Source organism: Streptomyces sp. CBMA156 (genome assembly GCF_014596515.1).
Classification (GTDB): domain Bacteria; phylum Actinomycetota; class Actinomycetes; order Streptomycetales; family Streptomycetaceae; genus Kitasatospora.
Map to the genome: position 1 here is coordinate 1 of NZ_MSJQ01000202.1, position 9,132 is coordinate 9,132.

The following is a 9,132-nucleotide window of genomic DNA, read 5'->3' on the forward strand; positions in this document are numbered from 1 at the left end:
GTGCGGCGGCCCCGGCCGCTCCGGTGGCCGCCCCGGTGGCCGTCGTGCGGGCGCTGCCGCCGGGTGGGAGGCCGGCCGACGGGGAGCCGGACGAGGCGGCCGGGAGGGAGCGGGGAGGTGACACCGCGGGAGCGCTGACCTGACGGGGCGATGACCTTCCCTGTCGACAAATATGTTGGTCGAGAAGGTCGTTGTACCCGTGCGCGCAATCCGACCGGATAACGGAAAGGCGTCGGCGATTTTCTGGTCGGCCGTCAGTTTGTGTGGGACCTGAGGGGATTGATAACGATACAGATACGGAATCGTCCTGATTTCGCATGGGGGTTTCGGGACCTCCGGGGCTCAATAGGATTCGTCTGGTTCATATCCGCAGCAGTGCCACAGGGGGCACGCGCGGCACGGCAAGTCGGCAGGCCTCCCACTCGGTGCGGCCTCGCCCGGAGGGATCCCAAGATGTTCCAGAGGCAGGGGCGGAGTCTGTCCCGGATAACCACTGTCATGCTCACGACCAGCTTGGCGCTGGGCGGAGGCCTGTTCGCGGCCGGTGCGGCGGTCGCGGCGGACACCCCGGGCGCGGGTGTGACCGCTGTGGTGCAGCCCACCATGCTCGGCGGGAAGCTCGACGTCGAGGGCGAGGGCACCGTCGACGGCGGTCTGTTCACGCTGAAGACCGCCGACGGCGAGCTCCAGACGTACTGCATCGACTTCGGCTTCCCGGTGGACATCAGGAAGAAGATCCAGTACCAGGAGTCCGACTGGGCTTCGAGCTCCCTCGGTGACAAGAACAAGGTCGAGGCCGCGGCCAAGATCCGCTGGATCCTGGAGAACTCCTACCCGCAGGTCAAGGACCTGACGGCGCTGGCCAAGGTGGCCGGCGCGGACAGCCTGACCCCGGAGGCCGCCGCCGCCGGCACCCAGGCCGCGATCTGGAAGTACTCGGACAAGAAGAACGCCGTCCCGCGCGACGCCGGCGCCAAGAAGCTGCGCGACTACCTGGTCGGCGACGCCAACAAGGGCATCGCGGCCGAGCCCAAGCCCTCGCTGGCGCTCAACCCGGACTCGGTCTCCGGCAAGTCCGGCGGCAAGCTCGGCCCGTTCACCCTCAACTCCAGCGCGGCCGAGGTGAAGCTGGCCGTCTCCGGTGACGGGGCCGACAAGGTCAAGCTGCTCAAGGACGACAAGCCGGTCGCCGGCGGCCTGACCGGCCCGATCGCCAAGGACACCCAGCTGTTCCTGGAGGTGCCGGCCGGCACCTCCGACGGCTCGGTCACGCTGAACGCCACCGCCTCCACCGTGGTGCCCAGCGGCCGCGTCTTCCTCAGCAAGGGCTACACCCGCGAGGAGCACAGCCAGACCATGATCCTGGCCGGCTCCAGCAAGCTCAGCGTCGCCGCGGCGGCCAAGGGCACCTGGAAGCAGGCCAAGGGCGCGCTGATCGACAGCACCGCCAAGGTCGAGTGCGCGAACAACGGCGTGCGCGTCTCCGTCACCAACGGCGGCGACGAGGCCGGCACCGTCACGGTCGGCAAGCAGCAGCTGACCGTCCAGCCCGGCAAGACCGAGAGCGTGCTCGTCCCGGTCGCCGAGAAGACCGGTTACAAGATCACCGTCACCGGTCCGAACGGCTACAGCCGCGACTTCCAGGGCGTCCTGGACTGCAAGACCGGCACCGGCACCACTCCGACCTCCGCTCCGACCACCCCGGCCGCGACCGGGACGCCGTCCGGCGCCCCGACCACCCCGGCCGCGTCCGGGACGCCGTCGGCCACCCCGAGCAGCGGCGCCGGCCAGCCGACCCCGGCGACCACCAGCGCCGCCCCGGGCACCGGTGGCCTGGCCCAGACCGGTGCCAATGACTCCACCCCGATCCTCGCCGCCGTCGCCGGTGGCCTGGTGGTGGCCGGTGGCGCCGCCGTCTTCGTCCTGCGCCGCCGCGGCCGCCACGGTCGCAGCACCGTCTGAACCGACTGAACCGCCCGAGCAGGCCGGGAGGCGCTGACCTCCCGAGGCCCTGAGAGCGGCAACCGGCCCGGCTCCCCGCACCCGTTGCGGGGGGCCGGGCCGTCGCGTCGGCGGGGTGGGGCGGGAGCCGGGGGAGGCCGCGGTCCGAGCCGCCGCGTTCCCGGGACGGCGCGAGCGGCTCCGGATACCCCGGTGGGGGTCACCTGGGCGATTCGGGCCTCCGGGCCGGGTGCGGCACAATGGAAGGCTGCAAGCCGAATACTCCCGACGACGCCGGAGCGATCTCACGTGGCGGAATACATCTACACGATGCGCAAGGTGCGCAAGGCTCACGGAGACAAGGTCATCCTTGACGACGTGACGCTCAGCTTCCTCCCCGGAGCGAAGATCGGCGTCGTGGGCCCCAACGGCGCCGGTAAGTCGACCGTGCTGAAGATGATGGCCGGCCTGGAGCACCCCTCCAACGGCGACGCCTTCCTCTCGCCCGGTTTCACCGTCGGCATGCTGCTCCAGGAGCCGCCGCTGGACGAGACCAAGACGGTCCTGGAGAACGTCCAGGACGGCGTCAAGGAGATCAAGGGCAAGCTCGACCGCTTCAACGAGATCGCCGAGCTGATGGCGACCGACTACTCGGACGCGCTGCTCGACGAGATGGGCAAGCTCCAGGAGGAGCTGGACCACGCCGAGGCCTGGGACCTGGACGCCCAGCTGGAGCAGGCCATGGACGCCCTGGGCTGCCCGCCCGGCGACTGGGCGGTCACCAAGCTCTCCGGTGGCGAGAAGCGCCGCGTGGCGCTCTGCAAGCTGCTGCTGGAGGCCCCCGACCTGCTGCTGCTCGACGAGCCCACCAACCACCTGGACGCCGAGTCGGTGAACTGGCTGGAGCAGCACCTGGCCAAGTACAAGGGCACCGTCGTGGCCGTCACCCACGACCGGTACTTCCTGGACAACGTGGCCGGCTGGATCCTGGAGCTCGACCGCGGCCGCGCCATCGGCTACGAGGGCAACTACTCCACGTACCTGGAGAGCAAGCAGTCCCGGCTCAAGGTCGAGGGCCAGAAGGACGCCAAGCGCGCCAAGCGGCTCCGGGAAGAGCTGGAGTGGGTCCGCTCCAACGCCAAGGGCCGCCAGGCCAAGTCGAAGGCGCGTCTGGCCCGCTACGAGGAGATGGCGGCCGAGGCCGACAAGATGCGGAAGCTGGACTTCGAGGAGATCCAGATCCCGCCGGGCCCGCGTCTGGGCAGCGTCGTCATCGAGGTCGAGAACCTCAACAAGGCCTTCGGCGAGAAGATCCTGATCGACGACCTGAGCTTCACCCTGCCGCGCAACGGCATCGTCGGCATCATCGGCCCGAACGGCGCCGGCAAGACCACCCTGTTCAAGATGCTCCAGGACCTGGAGACCCCGGACAGCGGCACGGTCAAGGTCGGCGACACCGTCAAGATCAGCTACGTCGACCAGTCCCGCGCCAACATCGACCCGAAGAAGACCCTCTGGGAGGTCGTCTCCGACGGTCTGGACTGGATCAACGTCGGCCAGGTCGAGATGCCGTCCCGCGCCTACGTGTCGGCGTTCGGCTTCAAGGGCCCGGACCAGCAGAAGCCGGCCGGCGTGCTCTCCGGCGGTGAGCGCAACCGCCTGAACCTGGCGCTCACCCTCAAGCAGGGCGGCAACCTGCTGCTCCTCGACGAGCCCACCAACGACCTGGACGTCGAGACGCTCTCCTCGCTGGAGAACGCGCTGCTGGAGTTTCCCGGCTGCGCCGTGGTCATCTCCCACGACCGCTGGTTCCTGGACCGAGTGGCCACCCACATCCTCGCCTACGAGGGCGAGAGCAAGTGGTTCTGGTTCGAGGGCAACTTCGAGTCCTACGAGAAGAACAAGATCGAGCGGCTCGGCGCCGACGCCGCCCGTCCGCACCGGGCCACGTACAAGAAGCTGACCCGAGGCTGACACCCAGCCGTCACAACGGCCCGGCAGACTGCCCTCCGGGGCGGCCTGCCGGGCCGCGGCCCGTCGCCGACCGCCGCCGCACCGGCGGTGGACGGCGGCGGGAGACCGGACACCGAGGAGAACTGCCGTGGCCCGCCACATCTACGCCTGCCCGCTGCGCTGGTCCGACATGGACGCCTTCGGGCACGTCAACAACGTGGTCTTCCTGCGCTACCTGGAGGAGGCCCGGATCGACTTCATGTTCACCCAGGCCGCCGAGGCCGGCGCCGGGGAGTTCGCGGGCGGCTCGGTGGTGGCGCGCCACGAGATCGACTACAAGCGTCCGCTGGTGCACCGGCCGACGCCGGTCACCATCGAGACCTGGGTGACGAAGATCGGCGTCGCCTCGCTGACCGTCTCCTACGAGATCAAGGACGTCGCCGAGGACGGCAGCGACGTCGTGTACGTCCGGGCGTCCACCGTGGTCGTCCCGTACGACCTGGCCGAGGGCCGGCCGCGCCGGATCTCGCCGGTGGAGCGGGAGTTCCTCAGCCGCTTCACGGACGAGGCCGCCGCCACGGGCCAGGCCACCGCCGACGAGAAGGGCGCCGTGGCAGTCGCCACCGTCTGACCGCACCTGACGATTCGAGCTGAAACGCCGTGACCATCACCGCCCGTCTCGCCCTGACCGACGCCGGGGAGGCCGCCGACCTCTCCGCCTTCCTGCTGCGCCTGCTGCGCTTCGACCGGGCGGCGGCCGTCCGGCTCCAGGCGGTGGACCGGAGCGGCGGCGACGGCGTGCTGGCGGTCTTCGGACGGCTGCCGCTGGGCGGTTCCGGCGCGCTGGCGATCCGCACCGTCCGGCTGAGCGGCCTGGACGAGCCGGTGGACCTGACCGTCTCGGCCGGTCAGCTGCTGGACGGCGTGGACACCGAGGCGGGCGGCCTCGCGCTGCCCGCGCCGGTGACCGGACCGGCCTGGGCCGGGCTGCTGCCGCCGCGCACCGGCTGGCGGCCGGCCGGCACCCCGTCGGTGGCCGAGGTGTACCCCGAACTCATGGCCGGGGTGCGGGAGTTCCGTGAGCGCAGCGAGGCCGTCCCGGCGCACCACCGCACCCGCGCGGTGCTGGACGCGCTGGCCGACGAGATCTGGTCCCGCCCGGTCGGCGTGCTGCCCGAGCTGCCGCTGCGCGCACCGCACGCCGCGTACGTGATCGGCTTCCTGAAGCCGGGTGTCCCGCTCACCGTGCACCGGGCGGGCGGCTGGCTGCGGTTGAGCGCCCCGGCGGGCTCGGTGGCGGTGCGCACCGCGGCCGCGCCGGGCGCGGGGCTGGGGCTCAGCCCGGTCCGGTAGGCCCGCCCGGCAGCCCGTGGAGCGGCTCGGGGCGGCTCAGCCCGGGGTGTTGATCATCGAGGCGGCGGCGTAGGTGAGGTAGTCGAGCAGCTGCCGCTCGTGCTCGGCCGGCAGCTCCAGGCTCGCCACCGCCGCCCGCATGTGGGTGAGCCAGGCGTCGTGCGCGGCCTTGTCGACCTTGAACGGCGCGTGCCGCATCCGCAGCCGAGGGTGGCCGCGCCGATCGCTGTAGGTGCGCGGGCCGCCCCAGTACTGCATCAGGAAGAGCGCCATCCGCTCCTCGGCCGGCCCGAGGTCGTCCTCGGGGTACATCGGCCGCAGCAACTCGTCCTCGGCGATGCCTTCGTAGAACCGGTGGGCCAGCCGCCGGAAGGTCGGCTCACCGCCGACCTGGTCGTAGAAGGTCTCCTCGTTCAACGTGCCTCGCCGGATCTCTCTCACCCGACCATGGTCGCAGACGCCGACGGGGTCGTACACCGGGACCAAAGGCGTACGACCCCGTCGGGACCGGATCGGGCGGACGTCGGCGGACGTCAGGGGACGGTCAGTCCTCCCAGCGGAACAGCTTCCAGGAGATGCCGGTCAGCACGGCCGCGAACAGCAGCAGCCCGCCCATGGTGGGCAGGGCGTCCATGACGCCGCCGCCGCGGGTGAGCACCGACTGGGCGGAGTCGACCAGGTAGTGCAGCGGCATGACCTGGGAGACGCCCCTCAGCCAGCCCGGGGCGTTGTCCATCGGGATGAACGCGCCGGACAGGAAGGACATCGGCAGCACGATGAGCTGCGAGATGCCGTTGGCCGCCTCCTCGGTCTTGGCGACCGAGCCGGCCAGCAGGCCGATCGACATGAAGGCGAGCGTCGCGCAGGCCACCAGCGGGATGACCAGCCACCAGTTGCCGGTGAGCTTCAGTCCGAAGAAGCTCACCGCGACCGCCAGGAAGACGGCGGTCTGGAGGAACGAGGTCAGCAGCGAGACCAGGATCCGGGAGCTGACCACGGTGCCGGCGCTGATCGGCGCCAGCCGCAGCCGGCGCAGCACCTTGGACTTGCGCCAGTTGACCAGGGTCAGCGCCGCCCCGAACACCGCGCCGGTGGCGATGGCCCAGCCGAGCAGGCCGGGGGTGAGGAACTGGATCGGCTTGAGCGACTTGTCCTCGATCTGCTGGGAGTCCAGCACGAAGGCCGGCTTCTGGCCGGTGGCCGCCTGGTTGGCGTTCTGGACCACCGAGTTGAGGATGCCCTGGACGGTGCCCGCGCGGACCTGGTCGGCGGCGGTGTAGCGCAGCTCGACCCTGCCGTCCGGGCCCTGCATGATCAGCGCGTGGTAGTCGCCCTTGCGGACCTTCTCCAGCGTGGCGGCCTCGTCGTCGGTCCTCGTGATGGTGAGGACCTGCTCCAGCGCGGCCCGGTCCTCGCCCTGGATCGAGTCGAACAGCTTCACCGCGCCGACCTGCGCGACCTTGGCGTGCGGGCTGCCGGCGCTCTGCGTCACGGCGCCGAAGAACACCAGGAACACCAGCGGGAACAGCAGGATGAAGAAGCTCGCGGTGCGGTCGCGCTTCAGCCCGAGCAGCATCGCGCGGGACAGGCTCCAGAACGCGCTGACCCGCTCCCGCTCGCCGGCGGCCGGGCCGCCGCGCCGGGCGCCGTCCCGCGGCTCGGTGGGGGTGGTGGCGGTCATGCGCGGAACTCCCGTCCGGTCAGCTGGAGGAAGACGTCCTCCAGGGTGGCGCCGCGCACTTCCAGGCCGCGCAGGGCGTTCTGCTCGGCCAGGACGGTGAGCACCGGGGCCGGGAGCCGGGTGGAGACGGAGAGCGAGACGGTGTCGTCCTCCAGGGTGGCGATGTCCGCACCGGCGGTGGTCAGCAGTTCGCGGGCCCGGTCGAGCGGGAGCTGGCCGGAGGCGACGCTGATCCGGACGGTGTCGTCGATCTCGCGGATCAGCGCCGTCGGGGCGCCGGTGTGCAGGATCTTCCCGTGGTCCATGATCGAGACCCGGTCGCAGAGCACCTCGGCCTCGTCCAGGTAGTGGGTGGTCAGCACGACCGTGCGGCCCTCGGCGTTGATGTCCCGCAGCAGGTCCCAGAGGTTGCGCCGGGACTGCGGGTCGAGGCCGGTGGTGGGCTCGTCCAGGAAGACGAGCTCAGGGTCGTGGGCCAGTGCGCAGGCGATCGACAGGCGCTGGGCCTGGCCGCCGGACATCTGGTCGGTCACGGTCTCGGCCTTGTCGACGAGGCCGACCCGCTCCAGCATCGCGTCGGCCCGCCTGGGGCCGACCCCGTAGAACGACGCGAAGGTGCGGATGGTCTCCCGGGCGGTCAGTTTCCGGAAGAAGGCGGTCGCCTGGAACTGCACGCCGATGCGCGGCAGCAGTTTCGGATTGCGCGGCCAGGGTTGCATCCCCAGCAACTCGATCCGGCCCTCGTCCGGTTTCCGGACGCCCTCCAGGATCTCCATCGTGGTGGTCTTCCCGGCCCCGTTGGGGCCCAGGATCCCGTAGAACTCGCCGGCCTCGACGGTGAGGGACACCCCGTCGACGGCCTGCACATCCCCGTACCGCTGGCGGATGCCGTCAGCGGATATAGCAGCAGTCATGCGCCCTGAGCCTAGGGCTTGTGAAGGCTCTTGTGCAGGCCGGAGCCGGGGAATTTGCCGACACTTCAAGGTGGGGGAAACGGGGCCGGGCCGGGCGGATGTCGAATTCCGCCCGGCCCGGCCGGAGTTGGCGACGACGAATCGTCGGGAAATCGCCCGGATCGCTTTTCCGTGACGATTCGTCAGTCGACGGCCTTTCAGTCGCGGTGCACGGTGATGGTGGTCCAGGCGCCGATGTGGATCCGGTCGCCGTCGTTCAGCGGCACCGCGGTGTGCGGGGCGATCGGCTCCGCGCCGCCGTTCACGGTGGTGCCGTTGGTCGAGTCCTGGTCCACCAGCACCCAGCTGCCGTCCGCCTGTTCGGCGAGCAGCGCGTGCTGGTGCGAGGCGCCCGGGTCCTCCGGCGGGACGGACAGGTCGATCTCCGGCACCGTGCCGCGGTGCTGGCTGCGCCGCCCGATCCGCAGCTGGCCGCGGCCGGTCAGCGGGATCCGGCGCTCCGGGCAGTACGGCGGGAAGAACAGGCCGGCCGCCTCGGGGCCGCTGCGGGCCATCATGTCGGTGAAGTAGTCCCGGTCGGCCGAGACCACGGCGATCCAGTTGGCCCGTACCGGCTCGGCGGGCTGGGCGGGTTCCTGGGGCTGCTGCGGGTGGGGCTGCTGCTGCGGCTGCTGGCCTTGTTGCTGGCCTTGTTGCTGCGGCGGGGCGAGGTGGAAGGAGGTGCCGAAGTCGCCGCCGCGGTTGTTCGGTCCGGGGCCGGCCGGGTGGGCGTACACCGGGCCGGAGTCCTCGCGCACCGAGGGGTCGGGGAACTGCCCCTCCGGCCCGTTGGCGGGCGGGTAGCCGTAGGTGTGGGGCTGTGCCGGGGCCTGCGGCTGTGCCGGGACGGGCGGGGCGACGGCCTGCTGCGCCGCGGGGGGCTGCCCGAACGGGGGCTGCTCGAACGGCGGCTGTCCGAACGGGGGCTGGCCGAACTGCGCGTGGCCGGCCGGGCCCTGGGGCTGCTGCGGGGGGCCGCCGTAGGTCTCCGGGATGTTCAGCGGCGGCTGGGGTGCACCGGGCCCGCCGGCACCGGGCGCCTGGCGGCGCGAGGGCGTGGAGAGCTCGTAGTCGTAGCCGCACTCCTCGCAGAACCGTCCGGTCTGCGGGCTGCGGCAGATCGGGCAGACCGTCAGGCCCTCGGTGAGGCCGTGCGGCCCGGCCTGCGGCGGGACGGCCCCGTACGGTGGGACGGCTCCGTACGGCGGCAGGGTCCCGTGCGGGGGCGGGGTCGCCATGCCGGGCGGCAGG

The 9,132-nt window shown here is 71.5% G+C and carries 8 protein-coding genes; 4 read left to right on the top strand and 4 right to left on the bottom strand.

Annotated elements, in window-relative coordinates:
• Positions 1-498: 498 nt before the first annotated feature.
• The 4 genes from BU198_RS16750 to BU198_RS16765 all read left to right on the top strand — a co-directional run bounded on the left by BU198_RS16750 (position 499) and on the right by BU198_RS16765 (position 5,247).
• Positions 499-1,962 carry a Cys-Gln thioester bond-forming surface protein gene (locus BU198_RS16750; RefSeq protein WP_188297655.1) on the top strand — a complete coding sequence of 488 codons (1,464 nt, stop codon included), beginning with the start codon at positions 499-501 and terminating at the stop codon, positions 1,960-1,962.
• Positions 1,963-2,250: 288 nt separating this feature from the next.
• Entirely contained in the window at positions 2,251-3,915 is a 1,665-nt protein-coding gene (gene ettA, locus BU198_RS16755) for an energy-dependent translational throttle protein EttA (RefSeq protein ID WP_188297656.1), read from the top strand.
• Positions 3,916-4,042: 127 nt separating this feature from the next.
• Complete coding sequence (locus BU198_RS16760) at positions 4,043-4,525, top strand: acyl-CoA thioesterase (RefSeq protein WP_188297657.1); 483 nt, start codon at positions 4,043-4,045, stop codon at positions 4,523-4,525.
• A gap of 29 nt (positions 4,526-4,554) precedes the next feature.
• Positions 4,555-5,247, top strand: coding sequence for a hypothetical protein (locus BU198_RS16765; protein ID WP_411293202.1), 693 nt, complete (start codon positions 4,555-4,557; stop codon positions 5,245-5,247).
• 36 nt (positions 5,248-5,283) lie between these two features.
• Here the strand turns inward: BU198_RS16765 and BU198_RS16770 are convergent, their stop codons facing one another.
• The 4 genes from BU198_RS16770 to BU198_RS16785 all read right to left on the bottom strand — a co-directional run.
• Positions 5,284-5,688: a globin gene (locus BU198_RS16770; RefSeq protein WP_188297658.1), complete on the bottom strand. Its 405-nt coding sequence runs from the start codon at positions 5,686-5,688 to the stop codon at positions 5,284-5,286.
• A 103-nt stretch (positions 5,689-5,791) separates the two neighbouring features.
• A complete protein-coding gene (locus BU198_RS16775) occupies positions 5,792-6,928 on the bottom strand; it encodes an ABC transporter permease (RefSeq protein ID WP_223244489.1) in 1,137 nt (378 codons plus the stop codon).
• Entirely contained in the window at positions 6,925-7,842 is a 918-nt protein-coding gene (locus BU198_RS16780) for an ABC transporter ATP-binding protein (RefSeq protein WP_188297659.1), read from the bottom strand. Before BU198_RS16780 ends, BU198_RS16775 begins: the two co-directional genes overlap by 4 nt.
• A 197-nt stretch (positions 7,843-8,039) precedes the next feature.
• The coding region (locus BU198_RS16785) for an FHA domain-containing protein (RefSeq protein WP_223244490.1) at positions 8,040-9,132 on the bottom strand (1,093 nt) is incomplete at its 5' end.

What these genes read in the sequence shown, in the direction of transcription:
- BU198_RS16750 (WP_188297655.1), top strand. Translation starts at nt 499, where the DNA reads ATGCTCACGACCAGCTTGGCGCTGGGCGGAGGCCTGTTCGCGGCCGGT.
- BU198_RS16775 (WP_223244489.1), bottom strand. Translation starts at nt 6,928, where the DNA reads ATGACCGCCACCACCCCCACCGAGCCGCGGGACGGCGCCCGGCGCGGC.
- BU198_RS16780 (WP_188297659.1), bottom strand. Translation starts at nt 7,842, where the DNA reads ATGACTGCTGCTATATCCGCTGACGGCATCCGCCAGCGGTACGGGGAT.